The 17,978-nt window shown below is 36.1% G+C and carries 18 protein-coding genes; 9 read left to right on the plus strand and 9 right to left on the minus strand.

The window, feature by feature from the left end; translation table 11 throughout:
• Positions 1-9: 9 nt before the first annotated feature.
• From IW15_RS21050 to IW15_RS21060, 3 genes are all read right to left on the minus strand, one after another.
• Complete coding sequence (locus tag IW15_RS21050; RefSeq protein WP_034715425.1) at positions 10-1,233, minus strand: 3-phosphoshikimate 1-carboxyvinyltransferase; 1,224 nt, start codon at positions 1,231-1,233, stop codon at positions 10-12.
• Positions 1,234-1,310: 77 nt separating this feature from the next.
• Positions 1,311-1,637, minus strand: a complete 327-nt coding sequence (locus IW15_RS21055) for a nucleotide pyrophosphohydrolase (protein WP_034715435.1) — start codon at positions 1,635-1,637, stop codon at positions 1,311-1,313.
• Complete coding sequence (locus IW15_RS21060; RefSeq protein WP_034715438.1) at positions 1,637-3,046, minus strand: hypothetical protein; 1,410 nt, start codon at positions 3,044-3,046, stop codon at positions 1,637-1,639. Before IW15_RS21060 ends, IW15_RS21055 begins: the two co-directional genes overlap by 1 nt.
• Before the next feature lie 187 nt (positions 3,047-3,233).
• Here IW15_RS21060 and IW15_RS21065 point away from each other — a divergent pair, with 187 nt between their 5' ends.
• The 7 genes from IW15_RS21065 to guaB all read left to right on the plus strand — a co-directional run bounded on the left by IW15_RS21065 (position 3,234) and on the right by guaB (position 9,510).
• Positions 3,234-3,485 carry a type B 50S ribosomal protein L31 gene (locus IW15_RS21065; RefSeq protein WP_034715439.1) on the plus strand — a complete coding sequence of 84 codons (252 nt, stop codon included), beginning with the start codon at positions 3,234-3,236 and terminating at the stop codon, positions 3,483-3,485.
• Between the two features lie 147 nt (positions 3,486-3,632).
• On the plus strand, positions 3,633-4,793 hold the full coding sequence (locus tag IW15_RS21070) for a GlmU family protein (protein WP_034715441.1): 1,161 nt from the start codon (positions 3,633-3,635) through the stop codon (positions 4,791-4,793).
• A gap of 99 nt (positions 4,794-4,892) precedes the next feature.
• Positions 4,893-5,402, plus strand: a complete 510-nt coding sequence (locus IW15_RS21075) for an RNA polymerase sigma factor (RefSeq protein WP_034715443.1) — start codon at positions 4,893-4,895, stop codon at positions 5,400-5,402.
• Positions 5,377-6,045: a hypothetical protein gene (locus IW15_RS22240; protein ID WP_117584590.1), complete on the plus strand. Its 669-nt coding sequence runs from the start codon at positions 5,377-5,379 to the stop codon at positions 6,043-6,045. The genes IW15_RS21075 and IW15_RS22240 overlap by 26 nt, the downstream gene beginning before the upstream one ends.
• 61 nt (positions 6,046-6,106) lie before the next feature.
• Positions 6,107-7,390: a DUF4252 domain-containing protein gene (locus tag IW15_RS21085; protein ID WP_034715447.1), complete on the plus strand. Its 1,284-nt coding sequence runs from the start codon at positions 6,107-6,109 to the stop codon at positions 7,388-7,390.
• 12 nt (positions 7,391-7,402) lie between these two features.
• Entirely contained in the window at positions 7,403-7,903 is a 501-nt protein-coding gene (locus tag IW15_RS21090) for a DUF4252 domain-containing protein (RefSeq protein ID WP_034715449.1), read from the plus strand.
• Positions 7,904-8,049: 146 nt separating this feature from the next.
• Positions 8,050-9,510 (plus strand): IMP dehydrogenase, encoded by a 1,461-nt coding sequence (gene guaB / locus IW15_RS21095; RefSeq protein ID WP_034715450.1) that lies wholly within the window; start codon positions 8,050-8,052, stop codon positions 9,508-9,510.
• Positions 9,511-9,576: 66 nt separating this feature from the next.
• On the opposite strand, the gene IW15_RS21100 is transcribed toward guaB, so the two are convergent.
• Both IW15_RS21100 and IW15_RS21105 read right to left on the minus strand, forming a co-directional pair.
• Complete coding sequence (locus IW15_RS21100) at positions 9,577-10,095, minus strand: DsbA family protein (RefSeq protein ID WP_034715451.1); 519 nt, start codon at positions 10,093-10,095, stop codon at positions 9,577-9,579.
• A gap of 2 nt (positions 10,096-10,097) precedes the next feature.
• The gene (locus tag IW15_RS21105; protein ID WP_034715452.1) at positions 10,098-10,565 is read right to left on the minus strand and encodes a redoxin domain-containing protein; all 468 of its coding nucleotides are present in this window, start codon (positions 10,563-10,565) and stop codon (positions 10,098-10,100) included.
• A 407-nt stretch (positions 10,566-10,972) separates the two neighbouring features.
• Between IW15_RS21105 and IW15_RS21110 the strand changes: the two genes are divergently transcribed.
• A complete protein-coding gene (locus IW15_RS21110; RefSeq protein WP_034715454.1) occupies positions 10,973-12,847 on the plus strand; it encodes a GEVED domain-containing protein in 1,875 nt (624 codons plus the stop codon).
• Positions 12,848-12,911: 64 nt separating this feature from the next.
• On the opposite strand, the gene IW15_RS22410 is transcribed toward IW15_RS21110, so the two are convergent.
• Positions 12,912-13,001, minus strand: coding sequence for a hypothetical protein (locus tag IW15_RS22410; RefSeq protein ID WP_262483682.1), 90 nt, complete (start codon positions 12,999-13,001; stop codon positions 12,912-12,914).
• Positions 13,002-13,262: 261 nt separating this feature from the next.
• Positions 13,263-13,673: a hypothetical protein gene (locus IW15_RS21115; RefSeq protein ID WP_034715456.1), complete on the minus strand. Its 411-nt coding sequence runs from the start codon at positions 13,671-13,673 to the stop codon at positions 13,263-13,265.
• A gap of 192 nt (positions 13,674-13,865) precedes the next feature.
• Here IW15_RS21115 and IW15_RS21120 point away from each other — a divergent pair, with 192 nt between their 5' ends.
• Positions 13,866-14,294: a hypothetical protein gene (locus tag IW15_RS21120; protein ID WP_131368609.1), complete on the plus strand. Its 429-nt coding sequence runs from the start codon at positions 13,866-13,868 to the stop codon at positions 14,292-14,294.
• A gap of 37 nt (positions 14,295-14,331) precedes the next feature.
• Here IW15_RS21120 and IW15_RS21125 read toward each other — a convergent pair whose 3' ends face one another.
• Together IW15_RS21125 and IW15_RS21130 are read right to left on the minus strand one after the other, a co-directional pair.
• Positions 14,332-14,793 carry a hypothetical protein gene (locus IW15_RS21125; RefSeq protein ID WP_034715461.1) on the minus strand — a complete coding sequence of 154 codons (462 nt, stop codon included), beginning with the start codon at positions 14,791-14,793 and terminating at the stop codon, positions 14,332-14,334.
• Positions 14,790-17,978: RHS repeat-associated core domain-containing protein (locus IW15_RS21130; RefSeq protein ID WP_084681527.1), on the minus strand; the 3,189-nt coding region annotated here is incomplete at its 5' end. The genes IW15_RS21130 and IW15_RS21125, both read right to left, overlap by 4 nt.

Raw genomic sequence — 17,978 nt, forward strand, 5'->3', positions numbered from 1 at the left:
CGTCTTCAATTATCTGATTAATATACTCTCGAGATCCTTCCAAAACATCGGATAGGATTTTTCCACTACCTCTTCCTCTTCAATGTTGAGTTCTTTAATTAAACAAAACGGTGCAAAGCTCATTGCCATTCTGTGGTCCTGATACGTTTTAATAGAAATATTTTCTTGCGGCTCGTTGAAGCTGATCGATTTGACCGTTAGATCTGTGATTTCAGTTTCAGTTCCTAATTTTTTCAACTCAATATGCAAAGCTGAAAGTCGGTCGGTTTCTTTTACCTTTAACGTCCCCAATCCTGAAATATCAAATGGAATTTTCAAAGCGGCTGCTGTTACACAAAGTGTTTGCGCGATGTCCGGACAATTATTCATATCCAAAATAATCTTTTCCGGAAATGAGAAATTAGGATGAGGCTGAAGAGTAAGCTTGTGTTCATCTTCTGAGAAAATTGTTTTAATTCCGAAAAACTCTTCATAGATTTTTGCAATGGCAGAATCTCCCTGAGTTGATTCTTTGTAAAAACTTTTCAGGTGGATAGTTTCTCTTCCTAACGCACAGATCGAGTAGAAGTAAGAAGCAGAGCTCCAGTCACTTTCAACCTCATAATTCACTGTGGTCGTCTCAGCATCTGTTGTGAATGGTTCTACCTGGATGGTACTTCCTGTAAAATGAGTTTTAATACCGAATTTTGTTAAAATATCCAGCGTCATTTCGATATAAGACCTCGAAGTCACTTCGCCGACAAGATTGATTTCCAGTCCGTTTTCCAGTTTTCCGGCGATCAATAAAAGCGAAGTAATGAACTGGCTTGAAATATTCGCAGGAACATTTACCTGAGTTTGAGTGATCTTTCTACCATGGATTTTTAAAGGCGGAAAACCTTCATTTTCCATGTATTCAATTTCTACCCCCAGATTTTGCAGGGCAGTGACCAGATTTTTGATCGGACGTTCTTTCATCCTTCCTGAACCGGTAAGAACCGTTATTTTCCCTTCTGCAATGGAATAATAAGAGGTAAGAAAACGCATAGCAGTTCCGGCGTGGTGTATGTCTACAATTTCAGTAGTTTCAGACAGTGCTTTTTTAAGCAATTGGGTATCCTGGGAATTAGATAAATTACCGATTTTTATAGTGTTGAACAGACTTTCCAAAATCAATAAACGATTCGAAATACTTTTCGAACCGCTGATTTGGACTGTTTTATTTCCTAATAGTGTTGATTTTTCTAGCTTCATTGTTTCTTCAGATTTCAGATTGTGGACCTCAGATTTCAGATAGTAAAGTCTATTATCAGAAATCTGATTCCGGTATCTTATTTTAATTTTTCATTATTCTGATGGCGGTCTTTATCGCGGTCAGTTTTTATCTTCATTTTTTTATCGAAAGCTTCCTGTAGATTCACTCCGGTCTGGTTGGCCAGACATAGCGTTACAAACAGTACATCAGCTAATTCTTCTCCGAGGTCTTTCGTCTTATCACTTTCCTTTTCATTCTGTTCACCATACCTCCGGGCGATGATTCTTGCCACTTCGCCTACTTCTTCAGTAAGCATCGCCATATTGGTGAGTTCATTAAAATAGCGGACGCCGATGGTTTTGATCCATTCGTCGACCTGTTGCTGTAGTTGGGTTATTTCCATTATTGATAGGCTCCTAGAGTAGGGTTAGACGTTCTGGATACATTCACGATATCAAAAGGAACCGTTCCTGCAGTTGCAACATTTCCTTTACCTCTAGCCGGGGAAGCCGTTTTTACTCTTAAATTCTGTTTTGCCGTAAAGTAATTAACAAATTGAGGATCTTGATTCTTAATACTCTGTACTACATTAACATTGTTGTCAAAAGGGAAGCCTGCTTCCGAGGTACTTGAATATTTTAATAAAGAATTTTGAATCAGGAAGTCAAACTGCTGTCCTGGCGTTTGCTCGAAATTCACCGCATTATCCCTGTCAGAATAGACAATGGAATTTTTGACGCTAAGGTTCTGCAATGCTCCCTGTTCGGTTTGTCCCGCATCATTCTTCCATTCGTTGGTAGCGAAGATTCCCATTCTGTTGAATGAACCCAGCGTTTTAGAATAATTAGCAATCGTAGCATGGGTATAATTATGATTACCCCCTCTGAAAATTCCGATGCAGGATTCTCCACAGTTGTTCATCACTAAATTCTTGGCATTAACGGTAGATCCTACTGCATAAATTCCGTATTCCTGGAAAGTATGGATAAATGAATTGCTGATCGTCGCATTCGTTTGTCTCATATCCAGGCCTCTTGTTCCTCCGAAAAGTCTTGCATAAGCCATGTTAAGGATAGAACCCGTTTCCATTCTGATAGAATTCCAGTTTTTCGGAATCGTATCATAGTAAGGATCGTTCCTATCACCACGGAGAATTACTTCGTGATCCAGAGCTCCGTTGATGTTCAGGGTTGCTCCGGAAGAAACCTTCATTCCGCTGTTTTTGTGGAAATATACTTTGGTTCCCTGCTGGATATTCAGCATAATATTCGGGTTGATCGTGAGATCGCCATAGATGATTTTTGCTTTAGTATTATCCCAGACCGTATTGCTGGCAATCACATTGGGGTTACTGGATGATTTGATGAAAAATTCAGCATCCTGAACGACGGAGAATAACGTCACGTGCTGTTGTCCTGCCGGGCTGGTGAACAGTACTTTGTCTTCAGCAATCGCTTCAGGGCCTGTCGCTTCAGGGGCAATTTCAACGAAAATATAAAGGCTGTCTTTTTTTCTTAACGGAACATCTTTAAAGTCAATACCGGCTTTTCCGTCTACATTGATTTTATAAAGAGAAGCAGCACCTTTTTCCAGGTTAATCCTTGGAATCAAAATATCTTTGTCCTCATTATTGTATACTTTTACCACGTAAGTTTCAGAACGTACCTGATGATATACAGTGTCACAGAATACGGTGTCTTTTGAAAAACGTAGCTGCTGTGAAGGAGCATCAAAGGTAATATCGTCTTTATTACATGATACTGCTGCAAGAAGCATCCAAAAAGAAAGAGCCAGTAATAATTTGAATTTCATCGAAAGTAAAGTTTAATATAGATTCCAAATTTAACGAAAATACTTTGAATTTCTTATCAAGAAAAAAAATATTGGACCTAGAGTTTGGAATTTAAAAAAAATATTGTATTTTTGCACCCTAAAATTAGCAGAGAAATATCCATTACTATTTCGAAAGCAAAACTTTAATTTTTTTAACAATTGTATTATGAAAAACGGAATCCACCCAGAAAATTATAGACTTGTTGTTTTCAAAGATATGAGTAACGACGAGGTGTTTCTTTGCAAATCTACTGCAGAAACAAAAGACACTATCCAATATGAAGGACAAGAGTATCCTTTAATTAAAATGGAAATCTCTTCTACTTCTCACCCTTTCTACACTGGTAAAGTGAAGTTGGTTGACACTGCAGGTAGAGTTGATAAGTTCATGAACAAATACAAAAAATTCGCTAAGTAATTTTTTGTATTTAGAAAATATAGAAGTCTTCCAAATTATTGGGAGACTTTTTTATTGTATTTTTGTTTTAGAGAACGAACTTATCTGTTATTAACCAGAATATATATGTCCGTTACCGATATCTAATATTTAAATAGCTAAAAAAATATGCAGTTAGTATTTTCGGATGCACAATATTGGGAAGATTTTCTTCCGCTTACTTTTACCCGTCCTGTTGCAGCCATGCGTTGCGGAATTCTTACTTTCGCAGAGAGATGGGAAAAAATTTTAGAGAATACAGAAGTTTCTTATTTTACTGAGCATTACCTGCAGGCAAAATTTAAAGAACCCGAAGCAAAGGAAAGCCTTTTCCTGGTAACCAATTTCTTGCCTACTGAAACCATCATTCAGCAAATAAAAGATCTGAAACTGGGGGAGGCATTAGTCTATGAAGACGAACTGATTGCCGCCAAGATTAATATGAAAGGTTTTTCACTCAACCAGATTGAGAAAATGACTGATATTAAGGAAGAGCTTATCTTTTTTAAAAAACCAACCGATCTATTTACCCATAATCATAAAGCAATCGATTTCGATTTTGAACTGCTTACCAAAGGAAGAATTTCTCAGGAATTATCTTTAACCAATGGTTTTCTGGGAGATAAAAAAGACCTTTTTATTGAAGAAGGAGCCCAGATTGAGTTTTCGACGCTTAATGCAAAAACCGGGAAGATATACATCGGCAAAAATGCAGAGGTGATGGAAGGATGTAATCTGCGAGGTCCTATTGCCCTTTGTGAAGACTCTAAATTCAACTTAGGAGCAAAAATTTATGGTGCTACCACGATCGGTCCTCATTGTAAAGTGGGAGGTGAGGTAAGCAATATTATTATTATTGGATATTCTAATAAAGGACATGACGGCTTTGTTGGAAATTCTGTGATCGGTGAATGGTGTAATCTGGGTGCAGATACCAATTCTTCTAACCTTAAAAATAATTATGCCAACGTAAAACTCTGGAACTACAGAACCAAAGCATTTGAAGACACAGGATTGCAATTTACCGGACTTATTATGGGAGATCATTCCAAAACAGCAATCAACACTCAATTAAATACAGGGACTGTCATTGGGGTGGCCTCTAATATTTTTAAAGAAGGATTCCCTCCTAACCTTGTGGAAAATTTTTCCTGGGGCGGATTTAAAGGAGATGAGAGATTTAAACTGGATAAGGCCTATGAAGTAGCAGAAAAAGTAATGGCCAGAAGAAAAGTGCCGTTAACAGATGATGACAAGGCGGTTTTAAAATATATTTTTGACACGTATTAATCCGATATACAAAGGAAACTTCAAATTATTTGAAGTTTTTTTACTTTATGATGTAATAGAATTAAAATTTTAATTGTCTTACTAATAGAAACAAAGCTCATGACCCAGGAAACCTTTAAGGATACGGTATTTATTCTCAAAAACGAGATGTGTCGTTTTGCGAAAAGATTTGTCATGAGCAGTGATGAAGCAGAAGATGTAGTGCAGGATCTGATGGTGAAGTTCTGGCAGAAGAAGGATGAGCTCGAGAAGTTTGGAAATTTAAAATCCTATGCTTTGAAATCCGTCCGGAACGAATGCCTGAACCGGCTGAAACATCACGATGTCAGGCAGGGGTTTGCAGATATGCAGTTGCACAGATCCGAGCTCTACAGTATGGAGGTCAATAATCTGAAGGAGCATATCGTAGGGTTTATCAACCAGCTCCCCGAAAAACAAAAAATGGTGATCCATTTGAAAGATGTAGAAGAGTACGAAGTGTCTGAAATTTCTGAAATGCTGGAAATGGAAGAAAATGCAGTAAGAGTCAATCTTATGCGGGCAAGACAAAAAGTAAAGGAACAAATTTCACAACTGATGAATTATGAACAAAGATCAATTTCAAGATAAATACGATGAGATCTTCCAGGAGATAAAGGAAGAAAAAATGGACTGGAGCTTTGAAGATTTTCTTCAAAAGGTAGAAAGTGAAGAATCTCAGCATCAGGAAACGCCGATTATCCCGATTCAAAAGAAAAAGGGATCTTCCCTGAAATGGGTTTGGATGGCAGCGGGTCTGGTGATGCTTTTCAGTATAGGTTTTATCTTTAATACGACTCAAAATGCTGATGCGGGAGATAAAGAAAAACTGGTGCAGGATGAAGTTTTGAGACAAAAATCAAGCTTTATTGAAGAAAATAACGATCATCAGGAACAGGTGGCAATCAATCATACCGATTCTATTCCGGAAGCTAAAAAAGATTCCATCTTTCAGGAAAATACGGTTGCGGATAAAGATGTTCTGGATGGAATCCTGCCGAAAAGAGGAAGACTGAAAAAAGAAGCAAAACCAAGGTTTGTAAATAATACTTCTTTTAAAAATAATAAAGCTTCAGATTCTACAGGGTATAAAAATTCTTATGTTATTGTAAACGGCAAAAGAATAGACAACGTAGAAGAAGCAATTAATGTGACTAAATACTCATTTCAGATATTTGCAAATAACGTTAGTGAAAAATTAGTACAGACTAAAGTAGTAGACGACGATTATTAACTAAAAATAGATAATGACCTGATCAGGCGACTGTAATTCGACAAAAAATAAAAATTGACTCATGAAAAAAATATTCATAATATTCGCATTTGCCTTTTCACATTTCTTTAATGTGTACGGGCAGGAAGATAAATTCGACAAGCTTTTTGAGAAATATCAGCAGGTAGAAGGTGTGACCTCCATTAAAATTGCAAAACCAATGTTCGGTATGCTTAGCAGCCTGAATATAGATGACTCTCAGCTTGATCAGATAAAGCCTCTCTTGAGTAAAATTAAAGGGCTTAGAATTTTGATCACAGAAAATCCCGAGAATATCAATACCAAAGACGGTAAACGTGTACAGGTTAATCTGTCTCAAATTAATAAAGATATTTCCAATTATCTGAATACACTGAATTACAGTGAAATAATGACAGTGAACAGCAGTGGAAGCAAAATAAAATTTCTTTCTTCAGAAGCTAAAGATGGAGTACTGGATGATGTATTGCTGAGCATTGATAGCGGAACCGGAGGAAATGTCCTAGTGATGCTTGATGGTAGGCTTTCCATGGATGATCTTAATAAAATTATCAACTCAAGCGAGACCAAAATAAGTTCTGTTACCCATACAACAAGAAGCAGTATGACCTCTGAAAGTAATTCATCGTATCTGAGCGGAGAAGCCAGAAATGTAGGAGAATTTCAGGGGATCCAGGTGAGTACTGGAGTGAATGTAGTGTACAAACAGGAAAGCCCTGCGAGTATAAAAGTAATCGCAGATGCAGATAAACTCCAATACATCGTTACTAAAGTTGAAGATGGTATACTGAAAGTCTATGTAGATAATAAGGGGGTGAAAAATTTAAGATTTAAAAACTTAAATGTAAACGTTTCCTCTCCAAGAATGGGAAGTATTAAAACCTCTTCAGGAGCAACGTTTTCAACGGTGAATTCTGTACGGGAAGAAAATTTGGATGTAGAAGCGTCATCAGGATCTGTTCTGAAAGGAAAGTTTATGGTTTCTAATGTCACGAATATCAGTGCAACTTCAGGTTCCAATGTGAAAGCAGATATTACTACCAGAGATATCATCATAAAAGCTTCAAGTGGTTCAGATACCGTTATTGAAGGACAAGCCAACTTTGGAGTGATCGATATCAGCAGTGGTGCAGTATGTAAAGCTGAAAATCTGAAACTTGATGACTTGGAAGCAGAATCTACATCAGGAGGGAGTCTTACTGTGAATGTAAGAAACACGCTTAAAGTAAGAGCCTCTTCAGGAGGTCTGGTAAAATATAAAGGAAATCCGGAAATTGATGCTAAGATCAGCAAAACTTCCGGGGGAACATTAAAACCTATTAACTAAAACCTATTAGCCATGAAAACTTTACCTAAAATAATTCTGACCTTCAGTGTTGTATTTCTTTTACAGTCTTGTATGGTTTCAGAAAGGCCCAATATGGCCTTTTTCAGAAGCTCTGAGCGCGATTTCAAAGGAGCAAAGTTTGTAAGCATCAATGTTCCGATGTTTGTAGCCAGACCTTTTATACGAAAAGCTTTAAAAGAAGATGAAGACAGTGAAGAGATTTTAAATCTGGTTAAAAAAGTTTCCAAGATTAAAGTATTGACGGTAGAAAATGGTGACCGCAGTATGCTGCAGGAATATGCTCAATATTTAAATAATGATAAGTTTGAGGAATGGGCAACCATAAAACATGATGGAGATAATGTGAATATAAGAGTAAAACAGGATGGCGAAACCATCAAAAATATGCTCATCACCGTAAATTCCGATAAAGAATTGGTTTTTGTAGATGTAAAAGGAAGCTTTACGGCAGATGATATTTCAAGAATGATTAATTCAGCTTCAGACAAGTAGTTTCATATACATTTTATTTTGTGTAAGGCCGTTCCAAATTGGGGCGGTTTTTTGATTTAAGTTATTGATTATTAATTTTTATGTAAACTATTGAAAAGGACTTTCATATGTCATTCAAATAACCTAATTTTGCAAAGAAAGTAAAGATGTCTATTCATAACAAAATTGTAGAGACAGCCATCACTTTCGATGACGTTCTTCTAGTCCCTGCTTATTCTGAAGTTTTACCTAATCAGGTATCATTAAAATCAAGACTTACCGACAAAATAACGCTGAATGTTCCGATAGTTTCTGCTGCGATGGACACCGTTACTGAAGGAGATCTGGCTATTGCGCTGGCAAGAGTCGGAGGTTTAGGTTTCATCCACAAAAACATGACGATCGCTGAACAGGCGGCACAGGTTAATCGCGTAAAGCGTTCCGAAAACGGAATGATCTTCGATCCCGTAACCCTTTCTAAAGACCATACGTTAGCCGAAGCTAAAGAAACTATGGCCAAATATAAGATCTCAGGTCTTCCTGTAGTAGATGCAGATAATGTGTTGATCGGGATTATTACCAACAGAGATGTAAAGTATCAGGAAAATCTTGATATGAAGGTGGAGGAGATCATGACAAAGAATAATCTGATTACTTCAGATAAAAATACCAATCTTGAAAAAGCGAAAGAAATTCTCCTTAAAAGCAGAGTTGAAAAGCTTCCTATCGTAGATAAAGACAATAGACTGGTTGGATTGATCACGATTAAAGATATCGACAATCAGCTTGAATATCCTAATGCCAACAAAGACGAAAAGGGACGCCTTATCGTAGGTGCCGGAGTTGGAGTTGGAGAAGATACGATGGATAGAATTGCTGCTTTGGTAAAAGCCGGAGTAGATATCATTGGAATCGATTCTGCACACGGACATTCTAAAGGTGTACTGGATAAAATCTCTGATATCAGAAAAGCATATCCGGATTTGGATATCGTGGGAGGAAATATTGTAACTGCAGAAGCTGCCAAAGACCTTATCGAAGCTGGAGCCAACGTTCTTAAAGTAGGAGTGGGGCCAGGATCTATCTGTACGACAAGAGTAGTCGCAGGAGTAGGTGTTCCTCAGTTATCTGCTATTTACAACGTGTACGAATACGCTCAATCTAAGAATGTAACGGTAATTGCTGATGGTGGAATCAAACTTTCAGGAGATATTGTAAAAGCTATCGCAAGTGGAGCAGGAGCAGTAATGCTGGGTTCTCTTTTAGCGGGGACGGATGAGGCTCCGGGAGAAGAGATTATATTCCAGGGAAGAAAATTCAAATCTTACCAGGGAATGGGAAGTCTTTCTGCCATGAAGAGAGGTGGAAAGGAAAGATATTTCCAGAGTGAAGCTAAAAAATTCGTTCCGGAAGGAATTGAAGGTCGTGTTCCTCACAAAGGAAAACTAGAAGATGTGATCTTCCAGCTTACCGGTGGTTTAAGAGCCGGTATGGGATATTGCGGTGCAAAAGATGTGGAAGCTTTACAGAAAGATACTAAAATGGTCATGATTACAGGAAGCGGATTGAAGGAATCTCACCCGCATGATGTGATCATCACACAGGAAGCTCCCAATTATTCTTTCTAAAATAATTGATACCCTATACAAAATAAAAGCTGCACAGATCTGTGCAGCTTTTATTTATGGTGTAAACTAAGAAACTAGTTCAATAAAAGAATCATACGTTCCATCGTAATCTTCCCATTTTTGATTATTAACAAAGAAGGAAGGGGTTCCGTTGACACCGCTTCTTACTCCTCCTTCAAAATCAGCTTCTATCTTATCTTGAAGATCGGAAGTGGTGATATCGTTCTCAATTTTGTTGACATCCAGCTGTAAAGCAGTAACATAGCCTTTAAGCATTTCTTCGTTCAGAATATTTTGATTGCTGTAGATGAGGTCATGCATTTCCCAGAACTTTCCTTGCTTTCCAGCCGCTTCGGCTATGGTGGCTGCTGCCATTGCATATTGATGGGCATCCGTTAAAGGGAAATTTCTGAAGACAAAAGCAACATCATCGGCATATTCTTCAATAAATCTTTTGACCAGAGGGAAGGCATGTCCACAGTAAGGACACTGATAGTCCCCATACTCCACCAATACAATTTTTGCGGTATCAATATCTCCTATTACATGGTCATTAGGCCCAACAGGAATTCTTAAAATAGACATAATTATGGGTTTTGAGTTAAATTTTCCAATGCATCTATGATTCCGTCAGCGCCAGGATTAATACCATCCGGAGAAAGATAACTCCACTGGATAATTCCTTCTTTGTCGATTACAAATAAGGCTCTTTTTGAAGTGCCGTTTTCTTCATTATATACTCCATACGCCTTGGAGACTTCTCCTTTCGGATTAAAATCTGCCAGTAAAGGATAATGAAGTTTTCTGTTTTCCATAAAGGCATCATGGCACCATGCGCTGTCTACGGAAATCCCCAGAATATCTGCATTGTATTTATGGAAAATACTGAGCATTTCGTTGTAAAGGGCGACCTGATCACCACACACATGGCTCCAGTCTGAAGGAAAAAAGACTGGGATGGTTTTTTTACCTAGGAAATCAGAACGTTTGAGTTTCTGATCGGGAGTAGCAGGAAGGTCAAAATCCGGAGCTGATTTTCCTTGCTGTACTATCATTATATTGTGAGTTGAGGTTAATATTTTTCTAATTATAACTGAATGTAGAAATAAGAATTTAGATATGGTTACGATTGTCTGTTAATATTTAAATATTAAATTGCCATTATTGGTTGAAAGTGTATAATGTATTTTATCAGTTATTAATTTTGCTTTTTATCAAAATATTAAATAACTATTAAGTGTTTTTAACTAATTTATGAATTAATTGATGTAATAGAGAATTATTTGTTTGAATTTTTAAAATTTATATTTTAATGTAATTTTATTATTAATGAATTATTTTTTATTTTAATTGTTTTTTATTATTGATCTGTTTATTTTTTTGATTATTGTTTGTATTTTTCATATAATATCGATTTTTATTGTTATAAAGGTTAAATTTAGCATGCGAAAATAAGTAATAAATGAAAAAAGTAATTTTTATTGGTTTGTGTTTGCTGGGAGTTAAAAATTTTGCTCAGCAAAGACAGTGGACGTGCGATTTTGACAACGTACAGAATGTGTATCAAAAACAGAATAAAGAAGTTGATGATATGATTCACAAGATTCGTGATAGAATTCTTAAAAGTGCAAAAACTGATGTTGGCAGTCAAAATGTTTTTAATAAAACAGTAAATGGCGTTTATGAAATCCCTGTAGTTGTACATGTGATTGTACCGACAGGTGCTGCTATAGGATCTTCTTATAATAAGACTGATGCACAGATTCAGGCGTGGTTAGATCATTGTAACCAAATGTATGCTGGTACTTATCAATGGGGGCAAGCAATTCCTGCAGATTTTGGAACAGCTGCTACAATGCCAATAAAATTAGTTTTGGCAAAGAGAGATCCCAACTGTAACCCTACTACAGGAATTGTAAGATACAATGGAGGTAGCCTTGCGGATTATGATACTTATGGAGTCAAAAGAAGTGGGGCTAATGGGGTGACAACTGCACAGATTAAAACAATTGCGCCTCACTGGGCTGAAGCTTCTTATTTTAATATCTATATTATGAATAAGGTAGATGGTGGTGGGACGTACGGAATTATGGGGTGGGCAGGTCTGCCACAAAATCCAGATTCTGCATATGAGTCATTCATGAAGTCTTTCGTTGTTACGCTTCAAGATGATGTTACTCTGGCACATGAATTTGGGCATAGCATGGGATTACTCCATACTTTCGGAAATGCTAATGCAGAAGCACCGGCAGGAACAGCTTCTACAGCTTATTGCCCGGTACTAACGTATAATGATTGTACTAGAGATGATGATGGTGTTTGCGATACAGAAACATCAAGAAGTATGCTTAATGATTTTCCTGTTTTAACCAATAATGATATGAATTATTGTACAGGTTCGAACTATCAAGGTGTTCAGTACAATATGATGAATTATACAAATCCTCCTGCGTTTAAATTTACCAATGGACAGCATGATCGATCTGCTACTTACTTCTTTTTAATGAAGGGTTCATTGAGTACTTCTCTTGGTGCAACAGCTCCATCATCAACTGCTAGTATAGGTACACCTATTGCTGCATGTACTCCAAGTGGTTTGGCTAATCCTGCTACTAATAATTATTTTGTTGGACCTACTTTGGTTAAACTGGGAAATATCAATAATGCGAGTACTGGGGTTTGGATGTATTCTCCTAACTATTATGAAGATTTTACCGGTGCAAATTGTCTTAGAGCTACTTCTACTCAATTGTTAGCAAGCCAGTCTCAAAACCTTCAGGTAAATGTTTCGGATGAAGGTAATTCTGTACGTGCATGGATTGACTATAATAACAATGGTACTTTTGAAGCTTCAGAGTTAGTAGGAACTGGTGATAATATTACTATTGACCCAACTACTTTGATAGGTGTTTTCAATGCTAATTTTACTGCTCCAGCTTCGGTTGTTTTAAATACTCCGTTGAGAATGAGAGTAATTGTGGATTATAATAATGCAAATATTACTCCTTGTGGGCAATTGAAATGGGGGCAAGCTGAAGATTATACTGTTAAATTTGTTACTAGCTTAGGGACATCTGAAGTGAAAGCAGATGACAATGATTTAGTTATCTATCCTAACCCGGTTGCTACAGGTGATAAAGTTTTCATTAAAGCTAAAAATGGAAAGAACTTAAAAGTTTCTATTTCTGATATGTCAGGAAGATTGGTTGCAAGTCCTTCAGTAAGTGAAGAAGGAAACGGAATCTTCAAGATTAATCAGCAGCTTGAAAAAGGAGTATATATGGTTCAGATCTCTAACGGGAAAGACAGTAAAACTTCTAAATTGATTATTAAATAATTTTTAATCAATATATAATATCAATGCCTCCATTCATATGGAGGCATTTTTTGTTTAAAAAGGGTTAAGGTATTTTATGATATTGAAATCTTGGCTTGATAACTATATTTAAAAATTTACCCTTCGATCTTGCTTCTTTACATTGAGAAACAATACCTGCTGGAACTTTGAGGTAGTCGTAAACCGCTCCCGACTGATATGATTCTTACTATTTCAGTCTCCGGGAAATAGAAGCAATGGTTTACAGCACTTGATGGTATATTATTTCCTATCAAAAAATATTCCTGAAAGTTAAAATATATCTCTAAGCTACAAACTTCAGGTTATGCAAATCCTTTGTGCTTTTATTATCTAAAATTTTATATCTGTTTAAAAAATCAGGACTTTGCATAATGGGGTAACTTTAAAAGTTAGTTTAATTATTTTTACTTAATTTCTTGCATTTACATGGAGGTGGGGCTCCATCAAAATCTTTATCATCAAAATGTAGGTAATAGTTTTGATTTTTTCTTTCAATAAATAATGTTAAACTATCTTTCTTTTTAGAGACATAATCTCCTATCTCTATTTTACTCCTCCACTGATCAAGTAATGGCAAACATATTTCCCCGAAATTCATATAAGCATTCATATGATTTGTTGTATCTGCAACCTCTCCTAAGTATTTATATCTGTTCATTTCAATTGGTGAAAAATCATTCAAGAAAAGTTTTTCATCCGATTCAAAAAAATCAGAAACACCTTTCTTTTCTAAATTAAAATAGATGAACAAAAAAATAAAACCAATAAGGGAAATCAAAAACATTATTTTATTACTACTTTTCATATTTGCATTTTATATGTAAAGATATAAAATGAGGTAGTTTACTAAAAAGTAATTATTAATAAAGCTACCGCACAATAAATATGCTATAAAATATATTTCACAAAAAATATTAGATGTTTATTTAACTCATAAAATATTTATATTTGTTATGTTAATAAAATATGGTATTACCTCATTATTAAAACACATATTATGAAAAAAATTATTGTATTCTTTTCTCTATTCGCTATTTCTCTTTGTTCTGCACAGGTTGCTCCGCCACCGCCATCAATGCCTACTAACGAAAATAAAATTCTTATCGATAAACTTATTAAAGTAACGGATTTTGAAGACTATTTTAACAATTACTGCAAGAAAAAAATAGAACAAACGGCTAAGGAAAATAATTGGGATGATAAGAAAAAACAAGAGATTGTCAACAGTGTAAATTTTGAGCGTTTCAACGCTACGATCTATAATGCTTTTGCAAGAGATTCTAAAGAAAATTTAGAGGATATGATTGTTTTATTTAGGAAATTAAATGAAAATCACAATTCATCTATGATAAAATTGATCCCTATAAATGCAATGATACAGTATAGTCTTGAGGGTTTTGTTGAAAGATTAGTAGAAGAAAAATAGAATAAAAAAATGAAGGACTTTTTTGTCCTCCATTTTTTTATTCTATAGATATATTGTCAAGACTAAAAATTATAAAAAAACAAATTATATATGCAATCATATTTTCATTTTTATTATAAACTAAAAGTCTGTATTTTTTATTCGAAGAAAATATTTTAGGCACATAGCATTCCAGTATTAGATTATTATTACTATAAAAACTGTAATTCGGATTAATATTTAATGCTTTATATCTATGGGTAATAATTTCATTATTTATTCTAAAGGTATTGTTATCAATCATAGAGATTTCAGGAATAAATTTTGAAAATTCTATTTTCAATTTCCTATAAAATAAAATTTGTTTTAATTTAGAAGTTAGTATATGCTCCTTATTTATAAAAAACTTTGAAGTAAAGATAAAACCCCCATGATTTCTTTTCACTAAAATTTCTTTGTCATCAAAACGAAGTAAATAATCACCCCTATTTATCATTTCAAATGTAAGCTCACTCATCATTTTACTCCAATTTTTAAATTAGCTTCTATTCCCAAGAGTGCTTTCACACCACCTCCCACGTTAATGCATCCTCCACAGCTAGACCTTACAGATCCCGTAAGATTTCCGCCTTTCATATAGCTATCATCTCCAAATCCTTTACCTTTTTTATAAAATCCGATTTGTCCAACACCATTAGTTTGAGCTGATTGGCTATTATAACCAAAAGGATTAGAATTGGTTCCTTCCGTCCATGTATGTTCGACACCTACACTAGCACTTATGGGAGTCTTTTTAAATCCAGCGCCTATCGAAATACTGCTTTTAAACTTTGTACTACCTGCTTCATTAAGCCAACCACCAGTAGAGTTACTTGGATTAATTAAATCTATTTTTCCTCCTGCTACATCAAAAGACACTGCATTTATGTCAGCATTACCAATACTAGATTTTACACCAACCTGAAGACCAAAAGAAGTCTTGCCTTCAATTTCTAAAACTATATGATCAGATAAAAAATTTTCGACTTTTGTACCTAAAGGCTCTGTTCCTGCCATATCACGAGAAGTATGTTGTATGCCGTTTTGAATCCAATGAGCATTATCATCTAATGAGACATATCCAGAAGGATGATCATATCCTGTCTTATATGGAGCAAAGTGTTCAGCACCTTTTCCCCAATATTTTTCAGCATTTGATTGATTGGTTACCCTACTATCCCAAAAATAATTGCCATCTTGTCCTTTAACCCAGTCCAGCGGGCTACGACCATCGGGATCTCCAAAACGTATCGGATTATTAAAAGCATAATTATAAGGATTCCATCTTCTACTTGTTTCCGCCAGCGGATCCACAACACCCCATCTTCCAATATCCGGCATATAAAACCTCGCTCCATAATCATACATCCCAGTTTCAGTCTGTAATTCCTTCCCGTTATATTTATACTGATAAGAATAGTTTCCGGAAATATCATTGTATCCTTCGTGCTTTAATCCAAAAGGATAATAATTATTTTCTTCAAGAATTTCTACCTGTGAATCGTTATTAAAAAAACTTAATCTTACATTCCCTAAATGATCTGTATAATGGTAAATATACTTATTTTTTTCAAAATCATAGTATCCTTCCGAAGTTGGGACGAAATTTAATGTTGCAGGATAAAACTTTATTTGGGTGTAGTGAAATCCGTCCAAATAATCTGTAGTTTGCATTACTTGTGTCACATGTTGTTTTCTTATTTTAGCTCCACTTGCATTATATACATACTTTACTGCTGTTTCTATGGATATTCCAGGAATAGTGGTAAAACTTATATGATTAGGAAGATTGAGAAAATTATAACTAATCGTTTTAATGTTTTTATCAATATGGCTGGTCATATTCCCATTTCCATCACTGTTCCCATTATCATAGACGATGGTATTGGGAACAGGAAGATAAGGATAGCCTGAAGGGTTTTGCGAAATATCTGAGACCGAAGTAAGCCTGTTTCCTGCATAAATGTAGGTAAGGTTGTCGATCAATTCTGCTGTACCGTAGCTATTCTTGGTGTTTCTCCACATTCTTGTGATATTTCCGTTCAGGTCATAGGCTGTCTCTTCATTATAGAAGTTATTATATGAAACTGTTGATAATGGTTCGCGATAGTGTGACAGGGTCAGTCTGTTCAGCCCATCATACCGGTAATCATATCTTCTGAAGACATCATCTGATGCAGTTCTCCAGTCTACTTCGGTAATGTTTCCGTTGTACCTTTTCTCGATATCGATTGGATAATCATATTTTATCTCATACCCGAACAATTTTCCATTCAGATTGGCAGGATCATTGATTTTGGTCATCCAGCCCCTGACGTTATAAGCATAATCAATACTCTGAAGATTGTTTCCAACCTTTTTATTTTTCAGCTGGGATAATTCGTTATAGCTGTTTTCTGCCAAAAGTTCCTGAGGCTGACTGTCTACCTGGTGATAGTGTTTTTTCAGTCTGTTCTGCGGATCATATTCAAAGGTTTCTGTAATGACCCTTTCTGTATCGGTATCAAGTCTTTTGTGCTTTGTAACGGATTTTAATGGTACGCCCGCAAAATCCAGTTGGGATTCAGTTCTGGTATAGCCTCCCAAATGATTGATGGAATATCCTCCCACCGCTCTTCCTTTGGTATCGTAATAGGTGTAACTTTTAGTCCAGTTATCGTCTTCAATGTTTTTCACCAAACTCATCACAGGAAGTCCTTTGGTGCTTCTTCCATCGCTGGAAGGCGTCTGCGTCAGCAGAGCTGCTCCCTGAATGTCTGCAGGAAATGCAGGATTGAAACTGTAGGATGGATAGGTGTCATAATAATTGACACTAAGGATGGCAGGAATTTCACCCACAAAATTATTGTCTGTATAATAAACCGTTATTCCATTTCTGGTAAATCCTGTCGTACTTCTGCTTTCAGTAATGGCCAGATCATTGATTTCATTTTGTCTTGCTGCTCTTTCTCCACCAGAAGATAAAATTCCGGTATAGATCACTCTTCCAAAAAGGTCATATTTCGTAATGATCCATTTACCTTGGGTTTTAAGATTGGTATCCTGAGAAAGCACAAGACGATCTGTTCTATCATACACCATATATTCCCAGCCTTTGCCGGGAAGTTTTTTTTCTACCAGTCTTCCTCTTCCATCGTAACGGTATTCATAGGCTAAAGCATTCTGTTCTGCCAGTCCCCAGGTCTGCATTTTGGCAAGAAGTGGCGGAACAACCCATGCCAGTTGGTCATATTCGTTATAGACATAGTAGGTGTCAGCATTTTCAGAGGCATTTAAGACTTTTCTTACCAGCAAAGTCTGTCCTTTTCCGTTTTTGAATTCTATGGTTTCATTGCCGTCTTCGTCTTTCACCGAGTTTTTATATAATTGTCCTGTTCCATAGGTACCGTTATAGCTGATTCCGGATTTTGTGGCTCCATTCTCCCAGGCGGTAGGAGCCGTATATTTGATCACTTCTCCTGAAACATTAGCATCGTAATTAAATTTTACAGGTTTGTCACTCCAGGCATTACCTACCTGTCTCTGTTCCAGGATCCTGTCCAGGGGTGAGTTTTCAAGGGTCTTTTCGGCATAGATCTTTTCTGATCCGTACAAATCGGTTTGGGTAGCATTGGCCAATGGTGTAGGAACAATGGCACCGTTCATCGTTCCGCCTTGAGGAACGGG

Origin of the sequence: Chryseobacterium soli, from assembly GCF_000737705.1 — a bacterium.
Lineage (GTDB): Bacteria > Bacteroidota > Bacteroidia > Flavobacteriales > Weeksellaceae > Chryseobacterium > Chryseobacterium soli.